Annotated in this window: 14 protein-coding genes; 2 read left to right on the forward strand and 12 right to left on the reverse strand. The window is 66.4% G+C overall.

Going from position 1 to position 15,781, the window contains the following annotated elements:
• Positions 1–70 precede the first annotated feature (70 nt).
• The 7 genes from AC0GNO_RS08800 to AC0GNO_RS08830 form a co-directional block, all read right to left on the reverse strand.
• Entirely contained in the window at positions 71–925 is an 855-nt protein-coding gene (locus AC0GNO_RS08800; RefSeq protein ID WP_472890130.1) for a formate dehydrogenase accessory sulfurtransferase FdhD, read from the reverse strand.
• A 108-nt stretch (positions 926–1,033) separates the two neighbouring features.
• Positions 1,034–1,429, reverse strand: a complete 396-nt coding sequence (locus AC0GNO_RS08805; RefSeq protein ID WP_472903750.1) for a hypothetical protein — start codon at positions 1,427–1,429, stop codon at positions 1,034–1,036.
• A 22-nt stretch (positions 1,430–1,451) separates the two neighbouring features.
• Complete coding sequence (locus AC0GNO_RS08810; RefSeq protein WP_472903751.1) at positions 1,452–2,678, reverse strand: formate dehydrogenase subunit gamma; 1,227 nt, start codon at positions 2,676–2,678, stop codon at positions 1,452–1,454.
• A gap of 10 nt (positions 2,679–2,688) precedes the next feature.
• Positions 2,689–2,943 (reverse strand): hypothetical protein, encoded by a 255-nt coding sequence (locus tag AC0GNO_RS08815; protein ID WP_472890127.1) that lies wholly within the window; start codon positions 2,941–2,943, stop codon positions 2,689–2,691.
• On the reverse strand, positions 2,940–3,542 hold the full coding sequence (fdh3B, locus tag AC0GNO_RS08820) for a formate dehydrogenase FDH3 subunit beta (protein ID WP_472890126.1): 603 nt from the start codon (positions 3,540–3,542) through the stop codon (positions 2,940–2,942). Before fdh3B ends, AC0GNO_RS08815 begins: the two co-directional genes overlap by 4 nt.
• Before the next feature lie 100 nt (positions 3,543–3,642).
• The gene (locus tag AC0GNO_RS08825) at positions 3,643–6,609 is read right to left on the reverse strand and encodes a formate dehydrogenase subunit alpha (RefSeq protein WP_472903752.1); all 2,967 of its coding nucleotides are present in this window, start codon (positions 6,607–6,609) and stop codon (positions 3,643–3,645) included.
• 17 nt (positions 6,610–6,626) lie between these two features.
• Positions 6,627–6,854, reverse strand: a complete 228-nt coding sequence (locus AC0GNO_RS08830) for a formate dehydrogenase (protein WP_472890124.1) — start codon at positions 6,852–6,854, stop codon at positions 6,627–6,629.
• Between the two features lie 476 nt (positions 6,855–7,330).
• On the opposite strand from AC0GNO_RS08830, the gene AC0GNO_RS08835 reads away from it, so the two are divergent.
• Both AC0GNO_RS08835 and AC0GNO_RS08840 read left to right on the forward strand, forming a co-directional pair.
• On the forward strand, positions 7,331–8,716 hold the full coding sequence (locus AC0GNO_RS08835; RefSeq protein ID WP_472903753.1) for a sigma-54-dependent transcriptional regulator: 1,386 nt from the start codon (positions 7,331–7,333) through the stop codon (positions 8,714–8,716).
• Positions 8,717–8,831: 115 nt separating this feature from the next.
• Complete coding sequence (locus tag AC0GNO_RS08840; protein ID WP_472903754.1) at positions 8,832–10,943, forward strand: sensor histidine kinase; 2,112 nt, start codon at positions 8,832–8,834, stop codon at positions 10,941–10,943.
• Positions 10,944–10,961: 18 nt separating this feature from the next.
• Here AC0GNO_RS08840 and AC0GNO_RS08845 read toward each other — a convergent pair whose 3' ends face one another.
• The 5 genes from AC0GNO_RS08845 to AC0GNO_RS08865 are packed head-to-tail and all read right to left on the reverse strand — an operon-like array spanning position 10,962 to position 15,741.
• Positions 10,962–11,579: a TorD/DmsD family molecular chaperone gene (locus AC0GNO_RS08845; RefSeq protein WP_472903755.1), complete on the reverse strand. Its 618-nt coding sequence runs from the start codon at positions 11,577–11,579 to the stop codon at positions 10,962–10,964.
• Positions 11,580–11,581: 2 nt separating this feature from the next.
• On the reverse strand, positions 11,582–13,657 hold the full coding sequence (locus AC0GNO_RS08850; RefSeq protein ID WP_472903925.1) for a 4Fe-4S binding protein: 2,076 nt from the start codon (positions 13,655–13,657) through the stop codon (positions 11,582–11,584).
• Positions 13,617–14,282, reverse strand: coding sequence for a DUF3306 domain-containing protein (locus AC0GNO_RS08855; protein ID WP_472903756.1), 666 nt, complete (start codon positions 14,280–14,282; stop codon positions 13,617–13,619). The genes AC0GNO_RS08850 and AC0GNO_RS08855 overlap by 41 nt, the downstream gene beginning before the upstream one ends.
• Positions 14,279–15,121 (reverse strand): gamma-glutamyl-gamma-aminobutyrate hydrolase family protein, encoded by an 843-nt coding sequence (locus AC0GNO_RS08860; protein ID WP_472887519.1) that lies wholly within the window; start codon positions 15,119–15,121, stop codon positions 14,279–14,281. Before AC0GNO_RS08860 ends, AC0GNO_RS08855 begins: the two co-directional genes overlap by 4 nt.
• Positions 15,118–15,741 (reverse strand): DUF3305 domain-containing protein, encoded by a 624-nt coding sequence (locus tag AC0GNO_RS08865; RefSeq protein WP_472903757.1) that lies wholly within the window; start codon positions 15,739–15,741, stop codon positions 15,118–15,120. Before AC0GNO_RS08865 ends, AC0GNO_RS08860 begins: the two co-directional genes overlap by 4 nt.
• Positions 15,742–15,781: the final 40 nt, after the last annotated feature.

A 15,781-nucleotide genomic window follows, 5' to 3' on the forward strand; every position in this document is an offset into this window, starting at 1 on the left:
CAGGAAGTCGAGTTTATGCCCGAAGCATCCCCGCTGCGGGCGAGGCCGCAGAGCCGCGCAGAACGGCGCCTCAGGCGACAGCGGCCACCGGTGCCACAACCAGCGGCTTGGGCACGGCATCAAAGACGATGCGCTGCGCGTGCGAATAACACAGGAAGCGCATGTGGGTCGCGCGACCGATGGCGCAGAGCCCCACGCGCTGGGCAACTTCGAGCCCCATCTGCGTGATGCCGCTGCGCGAGATCACCACCGGCACCCCCATCTGCGCCGACTTGATGACCATTTCACTGGTCAGGCGGCCCGTCGTGTAGAACACGCGTTCACCGCCAGGCAGGCTCTCCTGCATGGCCATCCAGCCGGCGATGGTGTCCACCGCGTTGTGGCGCCCCACATCCTCGACGAAGAACTGCAGCTCGCCGCCGACGAACAGCGCACAGGCGTGCACCGAGCCCGCCACCTTGTAGGTGGTGTCGCGCAGCCGGATGGTGTTGACGATGTCGTAGAGACTGGACTGGCGCAGCACCGCGTCGGGCGGCAGGCGGATGCTGTCGACGTCGTCCATCAGGTGGCCGAACACGCTGCCCTGGCCGCAGCCGGTCGTGACCACCTTGTGGGCGGTCCGGTCCTCGATGCTGTGAATGCCGTGGCGGGTCTTGACCGAAGCCGCGCCCACGTCCCAGTCCACGGTGATGGATTCGATCTCGTCCACCGACGCCACCAGCCGCTGGTTGAGCAGGTATCCCAGCACCAGCCATTCGGGATGGCCACCCAGGGTCATCAGCGTCACCAGCTCGCGCTTGTCCACATACACCGTGAGGTCGCGCTCCGCGGGTATGAAGATCGACTCGCGCAGGCCATGCTGGTTCATGACCTCAACTTCGCGGGTCAAGGGTGCACGGGCCTGGGTGAGGTGGGGCAAAGGCATGGCAGCAGACTACAACAATTTCGAGGGGAACAAAGTCAAAGGGCCGGCAACCGAAGGTGCGGCCCTTTCAAACACAGGCAAACCGGGAATGGGCAGCGCCGTGGCGAATCACTTGCCAGTGGGAACAGCCGCCGGCGCCTTGCCGCTGGGTGGACTGGCGGCCGTCGTCGCCGGAGAATGCGCACCCGCGGCTTCGACCGGCTTGGCCACGGCGGTCGCGGCGGCCGCCACATACGTGAACGGTCCCGGATCGGCACAGGCCGGCAGCGCTGCAGCGGGCTTGACGGTCTTTCCACTGGCCGCAGCGGTCTTGAAGTAGCTGGCGGCGGCGCGGTCCATGGACAGGCAGAGCTTGTAGGCGTCGACCTTGCCGGCGTGCGCGGTCTTGGCCTTGGCTTCCTCGGCCTTGGCCTTGGCCGCGTCATCCAGCACCGGTGCGGGCAGCTTGGCCATCACGCTGGCCGAACCGGCGAGCAACAGGGAGATCAGCAGGATTCGTTTCATCGCAAATGTCCTTGGAGGGGGTTCAGGCTTTGGCCACCGCGTCGGCGGTGGGCGCCGACCGGGCTGGCTGGCTGCGCTGGGCGGGGATCTTGCCGGCCTTGACGTCGTCGTACCAGAGCTCGTGGTGTTCCTTGGCCCAGGCCTCGTCCACGTAGCCGGTGCGCATGGCGCCGTACGCGCCCTTCGTGCCGACCGTGCCCATGTAGATGTGGCCCATGATCAGCGCCATCATGATCAAACCGCCCACGATGTGCAGCATGTGGGCAATCTGCATGTCGCCGCGCAGGTACAACATGCCCGGCACCAGCTTGTCGAGGAACAGGCCGGAGCCCACCACCACGATGCCGGGGATGGTCACACCCCACCAGAACAGACCTTTTTCACCGGCGTTGAAGCGGTGCGAAGGCACTTCCTTGTCGCCCAGCATGCCGCCCAGTTTGGACAGCCAGACGAAGTCGGCGGCGCTGGCGATGTTGTCCTTGATGAAGGTCACGACCACGATCAGCAGCGACACGGCGAAGAGCGGGCCCATGAAGTTGTGCGCGTTCTTCAGCGCAAACGTGAGCCAGCCGAACAGCGTGCTGCCGATCACCGGCAGGATGAAGAACTTGCCGAAGGCCATCACGATGCCCGAGATGGCCAGCACCACGAAGGCGATGGCGTTCGACCAGTGCGCCGCGCGTTCGAAGGGCGTGAAGCGCTCGATCTTGCGTCCGGTGTCCTTCAGGTGCCCACCCAGCGGACCCTTGGTCACGTAGAAGATGGCCAGGGCCAGCAACACGATGAACAGCAGCGCACCGCCATAGGGAATGAGCCAGTTGTTGCGCACCTGGCGCCAGGCTTCGCCGGCGTTGGTGAGGCGCGAACCCGGGTACTGCACGAAGGGCTGGATCAGGTTGCCGGCTTCCGGCGCCTGGCTGACGGGCAGGCTGCTGTAACCGGTAACGCCCTTGCCCACGTCACGCCACATCGGCGCGTTGTTGCCCGGCTGCACCTGCTTGCGCTGGGCGTTGGTCTGGTTGGCGTAGTCCGGATCGTTGCTCGCATCGGGCGCGATCTCGAAGATGTTGGCGCTCTTGATGCCGCCAACGGCCGCGGGCGCGGACTGGGCAGCGGGTGGTGCCGGATCGTCAGGCACAGGTGGGTTCTGGGCGGTCTGGGCGCTGGCCCAGCTGGCGCCGAGCGCCAGCAGGGCTGCGACGCCCCAGCCACGCCAGGCCGCGGAGTTCAGGATGGGGTGCCGGTTCATGGCTGTCCCTTCAAGGCTTGGCGCCCATGCGGGTGTAGTCGTTCTGGCCGTACTGGGCACGGCTCTTGAGCTGCTGCTCCCAGCTGCCCTTGTCACCGGCCTTCCAGCCGGTCTGGGCATACTGGCTGCTGCCCACGCCCTGGAAGGGCGCATCGTCCTGTTTGACGCCACCGCCGGTCATGTCCTGCGGCTGCTCGCCACAGGCCGCCAGACCCAGCACCGCCATCATGGCCAGCAGACGCATGGTGATCCTGATTTTCATCATGACTTGGTCTCCTGTGCGGTGCCGTAAGCGGTGCCCCAGCCCCAGACTTCGGCGCCCTTGCCACGGCGCAGCACGCGGGTGCGGAAGATGTCGGCCACCACGTCGCCGTCACCAGCGATCAGGGCCTTGGTCGAACACATCTCGGCGCAGGCCGGCAGCTTGCCTTCGGCCAGACGGTTACGCCCGTATTTCTCGAACTCGTCCTGGCTGCCATGTTCTTCCGGTCCTCCGGCACAGAAGGTGCACTTGTCCATCTTGCCGCGCACGCCAAACGTGCCTTCGGAAGGAAACTGCGGTGCGCCGAAGGGGCAGGCGTACGAGCAGTAGCCACAGCCGATGCAGACGTCCTTGTCGTGCAGCACCACGCCTTCGTCGGTGCGGTAGAAGCAGTTGACCGGGCAGACCGCCATGCAGGGTGCGTCGCTGCAGTGCATGCAGGCCACCGAGATGGATTTTTCGCCCGGCACGCCGTCGTTGAGGGTGACCACGCGGCGGCGGTTCACGCCCCACGGGACTTCGTGTTCGTTCTTGCAGGCCGTGACGCAGCCGTTGCACTCGATGCAACGCTCGGCGTCACAGATGAATTTCATTCTTGCCATGGTGTCGTTCTCCTGATTTTTCCGCCGGGCTGCCCCAAGGAAAAATGCGTTCCCTCGGGGGGCAGCGCATTACACGAAGTGAAAAGCTTGGGGGTCATGGTTATGCCCGCTCTACATTGCAGACCGTCGTCTTGGTTTCCTGCATCATCGTGACGATGTCGTAACCGTAGGTGGTGGCCGTGTTCACCGCTTCACCGCGAACCACCGGGAAAGCGCCATCCGGGTAGTGCGGCTTCATGTCCTGGCCCTGCCAGTGTCCCGAGAAGTGGAACGGCAGGAACACCGTGTCGGGGCCCACGCGATCCGTCACCAGCGCCTGCACATTGATGCGTGCTCCGGTGGGGGTGTGCACCCAGACGCGCTCGCCATTGCGGATGCCGCGCTCGCTCGCCGCCGCCGGGTTGATCTCGACGAACATCTCCTGCTGCAGTTCGGCCAGCCAGGGGTTGGAGCGGGTTTCCTCGCCACCGCCCTCATACTCGACCAGGCGGCCCGAGGTCATGATCAGCGGGAATTTTTCGTGAACCTTGTCGTCCACGTTCTTCTGCTGCAGCGACTTGTAGAGCACCGGCAGGCGCCAGCGGTTCTTCTGGTCATCATGGCTGGGGTACTTGGCCACGAGATCGGGGCGCGTACCGTAGATCGGTTCGCGGTGCTGCGGAATCGCGTCGGGGAAGTTCCACACCACGGCGCGGGCCTTCGCATTGCCGAACGGATGGCAGCCGTGCGCCATGGTGACGCGCTGGATGCCGCCCGAGAGGTCGGTCTTCCAGTTCTTGCCTTCGGCGGCGGTTTTCTCAGCCTCGGTCAGGTCGTCCCACCAGCCCAGCTTCTTCAGCAGCACGTGGTCGAACTCGGGGTAACCGGTGGTGATCTCCGAACCCACCGAGTACGAACCGTCTTCGGCCAGCAGGCTCACGCCTTCTCGCTCGACGCCGAAGTTCGCGCGGAAGTTGCCGCCGCCCTCCATGATGTGTTTGGAGGTGTCGTACAGGTTGGGCGAGCCCGGGTGCTTGATGGCGGCGGTGCCGTAACACGGCCAGGGCAGACCGAAGTAGTCACCGCTCATGTCGTAGCCGGTTTCCTTGTCGACCACTTTGCCTTTGCATTTGAGGGACTTCACATCGAAGGCGCCCATGTTGCGCATGTGCGCCTTCAGGCGCTCCGGGCTCTGCCCGGTGTAGCCGATGGTCCAGACCGAGGCGTTGATTTCACGCAGGATATCTTCGGGCACGGGCTCGTCCAGACCCTTGACCTTCTGCATCTTGTAGTTCTTCGACAGCTCGGCGCCAAAGCCCAGCTTCTCGGCGAACTGGTGCATGATCATGTGGTCGCTGCGGCTCTCCCACAGCGGATCAATGACCTTCTCGCGCCACTGCAGCGACCGGTTGGATGCGGTGCACGAGCCACTGGTTTCGAACTGCGTGGCCGCCGGCAGCAGGTACACCGCGCGGTTGGGATTGAGGTCTTCGGGCTTGCCGGGCATGGCCGCCATCGACGCCGTGGCCGAGGGATACGGGTCCACCACCACCAGCAGGTCGAGCTTGTCCATCGCCCGCTTCATCTCCAGACCCCGCGTCTGCGAGTTGGGCGCATGGCCCCAGAAGAAGATGCCGCGCAGATTCGGGCCCTGGTCGATCAGCTCGTTGTTTTCCATCACGCCGTCGATCCAGCGCGAGACGGTGATGCCGGGCTTTTCCATCATGCCTTCGGCGTACTTGGACTTGATCCAGTCGTACTCCACGCCCCAGACCTTGGCGAAGTGTTTCCACGAGCCGGCGGCCAGGCCGTAGTAGCCCGGCAGCGAGTCGGGGTTGGGGCCGACGTCGGTGGCGCCCTGCACGTTGTCGTGGCCACGGAAGATGTTGGTGCCACCACCGCTCTTGCCCACGTTGCCCAGCGCCAGCTGCAGGATGCACGACGCGCGCACCATGGCGTTGCCGATGGAGTGCTGCGTCTGGCCCATGCACCAGACGATGGTGGCGGGCTTGGCTTCGGCCAGCATCTTCGCCACCTTGAACATCTGCTCTTCCTTGACGCCGCAGGCCTCTTCCACCTTGTCCGGCGTCCACTTGGCCAACACGTCTTCACGCACCTTGTCCATGCCATAGACGCGGTCGTTGACGTACTGCTTGTCTTCCCAGCCATTCTTGAAGATGTGGTGCAGCAGACCGAACAGGAACGGGATGTCGGTGCCCGAGCGGATGCGCACGTACTCGTCGGCCTTGGCCGCGGTGCGGGTGAAGCGCGGATCGACCACGATCATCTTGCAGCCGTTTTCCTTGGCGTGCAGCATGTGCAGCATGGACACCGGGTGCGCTTCTGCGGCGTTGGAGCCGATGTACAACGCGCACTGGCTGTTCTGCATGTCGTTGTACGAGTTGGTCATCGCACCGTAGCCCCAGGTGTTCGCGACGCCGGCCACCGTGGTGGAGTGGCAGATGCGCGCCTGGTGGTCGCAGTTGTTGGTGCCCCAGAAGCTCACGAACTTGCGCAGCAGGTAGGCCTGCTCGTTGTTGTGCTTCGAAGAGCCGACAAAGTACACCGAATCGGGACCGCTGGCCTCTTTCAGCTCGTTCATCTTGGCGGTGATCTCGTTGAGCGCCACGTCCCAGCTGATGCGCTGGTATTTGCCATTGACCAGCTTCATCGGGTAGCGCAGGCGGTACTCGCCATGGCCGTGCTCGCGCAAGGCGGCGCCCTTGGCGCAGTGGGCGCCGAGGTTGATCGGCGAATCGAACACCGGCTCCTGGCGAACCCAGACGCCGTTTTCAACGATCGCGTCAGTGGCGCAGCCCACCGAACAGTGGGTGCAGACGGTGCGCTTGACTTCGATCTTGCCGGTGCCGTCGATGGACTTGCCTTCGGCGGCCTTGGCTTTCTTCACCAGCGTGAGCTGCGTGGCGGCCAGACCCACACCGACCCCGAGGCCGGAACGGCGCAGAAAGCCGCGGCGGTCCATGGTGGGCAGCGCGGCCGACAGGCCCCGCTGCAGGCTGTGGACGAAGGAGGTTTGTGCACGGGCGCCGTGGGCGCCGGGCGTGGAGGATTTTTTGGTCAGCAACATGGGGTTCTCCTGCTGGCTCAGATCTGGGTGGTCTTGTAGTACTGCTTGACGTGGTCCGACAAGCTGTAACCACCGCCCTTTTCAGGCGCCGGCCGGGCCGCCACTTCGGCCGTTTCTTCGGTCTGCACGCGGGGCAGGAGGGTGGCGACCGCCGCCAGGGCCCCCACGGTGGAAGCGCCGGCGAACAGCCGGCGGCGGTTCAGGCGGGTGCGGCCTTGAGGGGCCTCGGGAAGGGGCTTGCTCATGCATGTCTCCTGGTTGATCGAAAGCCCTAAGGGCGCCGGATGTAACGACCTGTGGGCTTTTTGCATATGCGAATCTAACCGGCGCACCGACTCTGTGCAAGCGAGACCTGACACTCTTGACAGGGGTATGCCCAACCCTGCCATGCGGGTGGTATGCGGCGCTGCAGCATCGGTGACTGCTTCGAAATTCATAGCCAAAATCGTGCCATCAGTGTTTGCTTATGAAGCATCCGGCGACAGTGTTGGCAGATAGCCCGTCACCATGGGCGTGACAGCCCAGCACCTCTGCTGAATTTCAGGGATAACCCGTATACCGTTGCCGTGATGCTTCGCATCCCGCGTCAAGCTGTCCAAGCCGCTTGCGACAAGTTGTCGCAAGCCGACCATCACGACCGCTGTGTCAACCCGTGTCCAGGTGTCGTGTATTGGTCAATGACCCAGTGTTTTGATCGGCTTTATCCGTAGAATCCTCCGCGGTGGAACCCACCTCATTCACCCCCTTCCCCGAAAAGAACCTCGAAGGCTGGCCCGACTGGTCGATCCTGATCGTCGACGACGAACAGGGCATGCTCAACTTCCTGGTCAAGACCCTCGCCCCGCGTTGCCAGTTCGTGATGAGCGCGAGCAGCGCCGAAGAAGGCGCGGAATGGCTGCGTGGCCACCACGCCGATCTGGTGATCCTCGACATATCCCTGCCCGGCAAGAACGGCGTGCGCTGGCTCAAGGAACTGCGCGAGCAAGGCTTCACCGGCGAGGTGATCCTGATCACCGCGTTTGCCGATCTGGACACCGCCATCGAGGCCCTGCGCGCCGGTGCCTCGGACTTCATCCTCAAGCCTTTCCGGGTGCCGCAGATCCTCAACGCCGTGAAACATTGCTACGAGCGCTCGCGCCTGCGCCGCGAGAACTTCGTGCTCAAGCGCGCCGTGGCGCCGCTGGCCATGGGCGGCCCGGCGCTGGTCGGCGATTCCACCGCGATGCAGCAGCTGCGCGAAGCCATCGCCCGCGTGGCGCCGGTGAACAGCACGGTGCTGTTGCAGGGCGAATCGGGCACGGGCAAGGAGCTCGTGGCGCGCGAACTGCACGCACAGGGCCCGCGCGCGGCCGGTCCCTTCGTGCCGGTGAACTGCGCGGCGGTCTCGCCCGAGCTGATCGAGAGTGAACTCTTTGGCCATGCCAAAGGCGCGTTCACCGGCGCCACCCGCGCACGCGACGGCCTGTTCCACTACGCGCAGGGTGGCACGCTGTTCCTCGACGAAGTCGCCGAGCTGCCGCTGCCCATCCAGGCCACGCTGCTGCGCGCCATCGAAGACCTGCAGATCCGCCCGGTGGGCAGCGAACAGCTGATGCCGGTGAACCTGCGCATCATGGCCGCGACCAACCGCCGCCTGGCCGATGAAGTGGCGGCCGGCCGCTTCCGCAAAGACCTCTTCTTCCGCCTGCAGGTGGTGGACCTGACGTTGTCGCCGCTGCGCGAGCACAAGGACGACATCGCCCCGCTGGTCGAGCATTTCATGGGCCAGCTCGCGCCCGCGCTCGGCGTGGCGCCGCTGCAGATCAGCGAACCGGAAATGGACTTCCTGCGCCAGTACCACTGGCCCGGCAACGTGCGCGAGCTGCGCAACCTGGTCGAACGTTCGCTGATCCTGGGCTCGCTCAACGTGTCGGCGCTCTACCCGGGCGACACGCCCCGGCAGGCCATCACCCCCGGCGCGGGCCCGACCGACCTGCACACGCTGGAGAAACGCCACATCCTCGCGGTGCTGGACTCGGTGCTGGGCGACAAGACCCGCGCCGCGCAGTTGCTGGGCGTTTCGCGGCGCACGCTGGAGCGGCGCGTGGCCGAATGGAACACCTTGTGAAGGCACCCCCGCCGCGCTTCGCGCGACCCCACCAAGGGGACAACCCGATGCGGCCTGGCAAAGCCGGTTCTGCCGGGTTCCTGGAGGGGGCACTTCGCGCCGGAGTTGACCCGGCATGATCCGCTACAAGCCCCGCTGGCTCGCCACCTCGGTGCGCAACAAACTGCTGGCGATGGCGCTGCTGCCGCTGCTGGTGGTGTTCCCGCTGCTGGTGCTGGCCATTGCGGTCTGGAGCAACATCACCTACGACCGCCTGCTCATCACCAAGGTGCGCAGCGATCTGGCCGTGGCACGCGGCTATTTCGACCAGGTGCTGATTGAGGTCGGCAGCGGCACGCGCGGCGTGGCCGGCTCGCAGCGGCTGCTGAGCGCCATGCAGCCGTCCGAGACCGTCTCCCAAGGCCAGACCGATGCGGCGTTGCGCGAGCGCCTGAGCGAGGCCCGGCGAGGGCTTGGGCTGGACTTCCTTCTGCTCTACGGCACCGACGGCCAGCCGCTCGGCAGTGCCGAAGACAACGGCCCGCATGCCGCCCTGCCGCTGGAGCTCCAGCGCCTGGTGCCCGAAGCCACCTTGGGACCCGGATCGCGATCGGCGCGCCTCATGCGCCTCGACACCATGGCCATCGCCCGCATGGCGCCGCAGCTAATGCCCCGCCTGCACATCCCGCTGGTGCCCACGCGCAACGCCGCCCCCGATGCGCGCACCACCGAAGACCGCGCCATGGTCGTGATCTCGCTGCAACCGGTGCGCGACGCTGCGGGGCGCACCACCGCCCTGCTGGCGGGCGGTCTGCTGCTCAACCAGAACCTCGACTTCATCGACCACATCAACCGCATCGTCTACCCCGACGGCGCCCTGCCCTTCGGCAGCGAAGGCACGGCCACGCTGTTCCTCGACGACGTGCGCATCACCACCAACGTGCGCCTGTTCCAGGACCAGCGCGCCATCGGCACCCGCGTCTCCCAGACCGTGCGCGACCGCGTGCTGGGAGAAGGCCAGACCTGGCTGGACCGCGCCTTTGTGGTCAACGACTGGTATGTGTCGGCCTACGACCCGCTGCTCGACGCCACCGGGCAGCGCATCGGCATGCTCTACGTGGGCTACCTCGAAGCACCGTTCCGACTCGTTCGCCTGGCCATGATCGGCGTGATGGGGCTGATCTTTCTCGCCGTCATGGCGGTGTCGGCCTGGTTTTCGGTGCGCTGGGCGCGCAGCATCTTCAAGCCCGTGCAACAGATGAACCAGACCATGCAGCGCGTCGAAGACGGCGAGAACCGGGCGCGCGTCGGCGCCCTGCCCGCGCGCGACGAACTCGGCGCGCTCGCCGGCCACCTGGACCAACTGCTCGACGCTATCGACGAGAAGACGCACGCGCTGCAGCGCTGGGGCGAAGAGCTCGACCACAAGGTGGCCGACCGCACGCGCGAACTCGAAGCCAGCAACGCCTCGCTGCAACTGGCGCAGCAGCAACTCGTCAAGAGCGAGAAGCTTGCGGCCATTGGCCAGCTCACCGCCAGCATTGCGCACGAGATCAACAACCCCATCGCCGTGATGCAGGGCAACCTGGACCTGATGCGGGAAACCCTGGGCGAACACAGCCGGCCAGTGCAGAGCGAACTCAGGCTGCTGGACGAACAGGTCGAGCGCATGCGCATCATCGTGACGCAGCTGCTGCAATACGCGCGCCCCACCGAATACGCGGGCTACGTGGAAAGCCTGGATCTCAACCGCACGGTGGATGACAGCCTGGTACTGGTGGCGCACCTGCTCGCGCAGACCCGCATCGAGGTGGTGCGCGAGCTGCAGGCCACGCAGCGCGTGGGCTTCAACCGGCAGGAGCTACAGCAGGTGATCATCAACCTGCTGATCAACGCCATCCAGGTCATGCCGGAGGGCGGCACGCTGCGGCTGGCGACAACGGACTGGTGCACCGCGGACAGTGCCCTTTGCGGTGCCGAACTGAGCGTGCAGGACACCGGACCGGGGCTGGCCCCCGCCGTGCAGGAGCGGCTGTTCCGGCCCTTCTTCACGACGAAGAACGATGGCAACGGCCTCGGCCTGTGGATCAGCCAGGGCCTGCTCGAACGCTACGGTGGCAGCATCACGGCAAGCAATCGCAGCGACGGCCGCGGCGCCACATTCAGCGTGCGCCTGCTGACCGAGCCGCGGGCACCCGACGCCGCGCGGGCAGGAACCCACGATGGCCGCCCCGGTGCCGTTGCGTGATCCTGCGCGGCCGCGGGATCAGGCCAGCATGTCGAACCCCTGCGTCTCCACCCCGATGAAGGCGCGCGTGAACCCCGCCAGTGCGGCATAGAAGCGCGCCTTGGGGTGGGCCGCAATGGCGTCACACATCGCCGGTGCCCAGGGCTGCACATGGGTGACAAAGAACTTCTGCTGCTGCGTCAGGTTGGCCACCTCGACCTCGTCGCCCGCGATCAGGTAGCGCATGACTTCGCACAGGTAGGCGAAATGGTCCTCGGTTTCCGACATCGTGTCATCGCGCCCGAGCCCGAGCGCTGCGAGGTCGCTGCGCAAGGCTGCCAGCGGCTTTTCGTTCAGGAAACCGCTGAGGTAATGAGAACCAAACAGAAACACCTCGGCCCGGCCCACGCCGCCGAACAGGGCGTCGAACTCGGCCACCACGGCTGCATCGTCGATCGCACGCGCCGCGGCCACCACTTCGCGCCAGGGTTCTTCGAGAAAACCACCCGCTGCGGGCGCCTCGGTCACGGCCACGCGCAGCTGTGCCATGAGCGCCGGCGACGGTGCGGCGTAATACAGCGCGGCCAACAGGCCATAGACTTCGGCGCGGGCGGTTTCCTCGTCAAGCGCAGAAGACACGGAAATCTGGTTGTTCATGGTCACAGGTCGGTGATGCGGGTCTCGCCCGGGTTCGAATAGATGTCCACCACGCGGCAGTCGCCGCACATTTTCAGGCGCTCCAGCGCCTCGCCCTGGAACATGGCGTGGCCGCCGAGCTTGGCCAGCATGACTTCGATGCCCTTGAGGGTGCCGAAGGGTTTGCTGCAGCGGATGCATTGATACGGCTGTGCTTCGTTGAGCACGCGCAGCTGCTTGCGTTGCTCGCCGAGCAGCAGGCGCGGCTGCAGGGTGATGGCTTTTTCGGGGCAGGTCTTTTCGCACAGGCCGCACTGCACACAGTTCTTCTCGATGAAGCGCAGCTGCGGGCGTTCGGCGTTGTCCTGCAGCGCGCTGGCCGGGCAGGCGCTGACGCAGCTCAGGCAGAGGGTGCAGGTGTCCTGGTTGACGCTGATCGTGCCCAGCGGCGAGGCCGAGGGCAGTTCGATGGTGTCGGCGGCGCGGGCGTGCGTGGAGCTGTCCTGCACCAGGTGGTCCAGGGCCAGTTCCAGCGTGGCGCGCTTCTCGGCCTGAACCGCAAAGCTGGCGCGGCGCTTCACGCCCTGGGCCGGCGCTTCGCCCAGTTCGACGTCAAGCGCCATCAGGTCGCGTGCATCGCGGGCCTCGATCAGCTTGAAGTGGCGCCCGCTGTAACCCAGGCCGCTCACGATGGCCTGCGCCACCGCCATCTGCTCGCGCAGCGCGTCGCGGTACTGTGGCGCTTCCTCGCCGGTCATCAGCACCCAGACCTGCGAGGCACCGTAGGCGAAGGTGGTGAGCCACACGTCCAGCCCGGTCGACGCGGTGTGCCACAGCGGCAGCGGGATCACGCGCGCGGGCACGCCGCGCACCGATTTGTCGAGCGCGGCGGCACGGCCCAGATCGCCGATCAGTGCGGCCCCGGCTTCCTGGCTGTGCAGCAGAAAAGCCGCGTCTCTCCCCCCCGCCTTGGCGTAGGTGGCCAGCAGGGTGCGCAGCTTCACGCCCTGCTCGCTGGCGCGCGGGTAGGCGTAGCTCAGCGCGCCGGTGGGGCAGACGGTGGTGCAGGTGCCGCAGCCGACGCAGAGGTTGGGGTTGACGATGATCTGGTTGCGCTTGAGGTCGCTGCTGATGGCCGAGGCCGAGCAGATGTCGACGCAGGCGTTGCAGCCCACCTTCTCGTTGCGGCCATGGGCGCAGAGCTTCTGCTTGTAGGTGAAGAACTTCGGCTTCTCGAACTCACCCACCAGGTCGCGCAGCTGGATCAGCGCCTGCATGGCCGCCGCATCGTTCAGGCCGCCAGGCAGGTGCATGTAGCCCTGCGGCAGCGCGTGCTGGCTGAAGGCCGGTGTCTTGCGCAGGTCCAGCACCAGGTCAAACTTGTCGCTGTGTGTCTGCGGCTCGCGCTGGAAGTTGATGGCCCCCACGGCTTCGCAGGCCTTGACGCAGGCGCGGTGCGAGCGGCAGCGGTCCATGTCGATCTGGTAGTCCAGGCCGATGGCGTCTTCGGGGCAGGCGGCGATGCAGGCGTTGCAGCGCGTGCAGAGGTCGAGGTCGATCGGGTTGCGGGTGGTCCAGCTCACGTCGAAGGCGCCGAGCCAGCCGCTGATGTGCGGCGCGTCACCGCCGATGACGGGGTAGCGGCGCGCCTGCATGCCCGCGCCACCCACGGCCATGAGGGTCACGTCCAGCGCATCGCTCACCAGCCCGGCGGCGCGTTCGGCGTCTTCCAGCGCCCCGATGATCAGCAGCCGGCCTTCGCTGGTGTAGGTCACCGTGGGCACGGGTTCGGCGTCGGGCAGGCGGGCGGCGGCGAGCAGCGCAGCCATCTTGGGTGTGGCCATCGCGGCCTCGCGGCCCCAGCCCCCGGTCTCGCGGATGTTGACGAAGCGGATCGGCCGCACATCGAGAGAGACCGCGCCCTCGGTCTGCTCCGAGAGTTCGGCAAACAGCCGGCTTTCCTGCGTGCAGGCCACCACCAGCTCGTCGCTGCTGCGGCAGGCCTTCTGGAAGGCGGGTGCGTCGCGGCGGCAGAGCGTGGTGTGCAGGGTCAGGTCTTCATCCAGCGCCTGGCCCAGGGCCTGGGGGTTCAGGGGCATGGTCTGGTTGCAGTTGCAGATCAGCGTGGTCATCGTGGGTTTCTTGTGGTTCCGGCTGGGCGACCTGTTCGGGCGCACCGGCCTGGGGTGCCTGAGCCTCTTCGGGCTCTGCGGCGTGTTCTTGGACGGCGGCAATGGAGGCCGCCGCCGGGGTTTTCACTTCGTTGGGGTCGTCCACCAGTTTCAGGAATTGTGCGCCGACCATCTTGGCCATTTCGACGGCGGACAGCGGGCTGGGCTTCGAATAATCGTCGATGTAGATGTCGAGCCCGTCCATCACGTTGTAGTGCGGGTCGGTGAAGAGCTTTTTCACCGCGGCGTTGCGCACGTCCGCCGGCACGCCGCGCGCCACGAAGGGCTTGAAGTCACCGTCCAGCGACAGGCGGGCCACGTCGTCCAGCGTGAGTGCGGGCGGCGGTTCTGCCGGCTCGGCGGGCAGCGTGGGCGGCAACCCGGCCGGCACCAGACCGTCGACGGCACCTGGCACAATCACCGGTGCCACCACCGGTGCCACGGCCGCCACGGGCTCGGGCGCCGGCGGCTCGGCGGGCAAGGGTTGCCCGGTGCGCACCTGCACCTTGCGGCGCGACCAGCGCGAGAAGAAGTTGTCGTCTTCGGACGTCATGTTCGCGCAGGCAGGGGCAGGCCGGGGTGCACCTCGGCCGCGCCGCTCTGGTGGCGGTCGGCCCGGGCGCGCGCGGCGCGCAGAAAGTCCATCATCATCGGACCACTGTCGAGCAGGCCCTGCATCTCTTCACCCGGCGTGAGGTGGAACTCGGGATGCCACTGCACACCGAACACATAGCCAGGACCGGTGTGGCGGATGGCTTCGATGATGCCGTCCTGCGTACTGATGGCTTCCACCACCAGCCCCTCGCCCAGCCGGTCCACACACTGGTGGTGGATGCTGGTGACACGGTGCGGCGCGCTGTTGCCGTACAGGCGGTGCAGCGTGGAGCCGGTTTCGAATTGCACGTCGTGTATCAGCCGTTCGTAGCGCGTGGTGTCCTGGTGGTGGGTTGCCCCGGGGCGCTGAGACGGTATGTCCTGCACCAGGCTGCCACCAAAATAGACATTGATGAGCTGTGCGCCCCGGCACACCCCGAACACCGGCTTGCCCGCATCCACGAAACCGCGCAGCAGATTGAGCTCATAGCGGTCGCGGATGGCGTCGCCGGCCCAGGCCGGGTCGCGCAGCGTTTCGCCATAGGCCTCCGGACAGATGTCGATGCCGCCCTGCAAGACCAGCCCGTCGAGCAGGTCAACGATCTCGGTCATGGGCGCGCGGTTGGCCGACAAGGGGCTCTCCTCGTCGACGAAGGGCACCATCAGCGCGATAGCGCGGTGGGCCATGATCCAGTGCGCCATCGTGCTTTCCAGAAACTGCAGCCGCTTCTGCGGCAGCCCCAGACCGGCCGGGGGGTGGTGCAGCAGACGGGCGCTGATGCCGATGCGAAGTGTCATGGTTTCGGACCTGTGCCGTGTTTTTCGGTGGAGATGCGCACTGGCTGACCGAAGCGGTCGGTCAGCGGCTTGAAGCTGTCGGGCCGCTTGCGGCGTTTGGGTTCGGGCTGGTAGGTGGCATCGACGAAAGCGCGCAGCCAGTCCACCACCTCGTCGGCCGCCGCGACCTGGTCCACACGCTCCTGCGCGTCGAGCCAGCGCCCGGCGTCGTGGTAGCTCAGCGTCACGGTCTGCGGCACCGCCATGGGCTCGCCATCGAGCAGCCGCTCCTCGTCGGCGCGCCAGACGACCCAGAAACAGGGCTGGGGGCTGTTCAGGTTGAGGAAATACCCTTCGGCGTCATCGCGGAACAGTTCGACGCGAAAGCGCGGGAACAGCCAGTGGGTGGATGACGGATCGGCCGCGGGCTGCAAGGGCTCGACGGCCTGCGGCTCGTGCAGCGTGTCGGGCGTGGCGGATCCGGTGTCTTCGGGGCTGCCGCAGGGCAGCACATCGGCGAGCACCCAGCGCCAGGGCTGCCAGCGGCTCATGGGGCCACTGACGGGTTCGCGGCGCATGACCACATCCACCTCGATGGCCGGGCGGTGTGGGGTTGAGGTCTGGATGGGTTCGGTTGTCATGGGCAGACCCGCAATGTAAGCCATCGCCCAGCGGCGCCGC

It is taken from the genome of Hydrogenophaga sp. L310 (assembly GCF_055703065.1).

What these genes read in the sequence shown, in the direction of transcription:
- AC0GNO_RS08855 (WP_472903756.1), bottom strand. Translation starts at nt 14,282, where the DNA reads ATGACGTCCGAAGACGACAACTTCTTCTCGCGCTGGTCGCGCCGCAAG.
- AC0GNO_RS08860 (WP_472887519.1), bottom strand. Translation starts at nt 15,121, where the DNA reads ATGACACTTCGCATCGGCATCAGCGCCCGTCTGCTGCACCACCCCCCG.
- AC0GNO_RS08800 (WP_472890130.1), bottom strand. Translation starts at nt 925, where the DNA reads ATGCCTTTGCCCCACCTCACCCAGGCCCGTGCACCCTTGACCCGCGAA.
- AC0GNO_RS08815 (WP_472890127.1), bottom strand. Translation starts at nt 2,943, where the DNA reads ATGATGAAAATCAGGATCACCATGCGTCTGCTGGCCATGATGGCGGTG.
- AC0GNO_RS08825 (WP_472903752.1), bottom strand. Translation starts at nt 6,609, where the DNA reads ATGTTGCTGACCAAAAAATCCTCCACGCCCGGCGCCCACGGCGCCCGT.
- AC0GNO_RS08830 (WP_472890124.1), bottom strand. Translation starts at nt 6,854, where the DNA reads ATGAGCAAGCCCCTTCCCGAGGCCCCTCAAGGCCGCACCCGCCTGAAC.
- AC0GNO_RS08845 (WP_472903755.1), bottom strand. Translation starts at nt 11,579, where the DNA reads ATGAACAACCAGATTTCCGTGTCTTCTGCGCTTGACGAGGAAACCGCC.
- AC0GNO_RS08805 (WP_472903750.1), bottom strand. Translation starts at nt 1,429, where the DNA reads ATGAAACGAATCCTGCTGATCTCCCTGTTGCTCGCCGGTTCGGCCAGC.
- AC0GNO_RS08810 (WP_472903751.1), bottom strand. Translation starts at nt 2,678, where the DNA reads ATGAACCGGCACCCCATCCTGAACTCCGCGGCCTGGCGTGGCTGGGGC.
- fdh3B (WP_472890126.1), bottom strand. Translation starts at nt 3,542, where the DNA reads ATGGCAAGAATGAAATTCATCTGTGACGCCGAGCGTTGCATCGAGTGC.
- AC0GNO_RS08865 (WP_472903757.1), bottom strand. Translation starts at nt 15,741, where the DNA reads ATGACAACCGAACCCATCCAGACCTCAACCCCACACCGCCCGGCCATC.
- AC0GNO_RS08850 (WP_472903925.1), bottom strand. Translation starts at nt 13,657, where the DNA reads ATGCCCCTGAACCCCCAGGCCCTGGGCCAGGCGCTGGATGAAGACCTG.
- AC0GNO_RS08840 (WP_472903754.1), top strand. Translation starts at nt 8,832, where the DNA reads ATGATCCGCTACAAGCCCCGCTGGCTCGCCACCTCGGTGCGCAACAAA.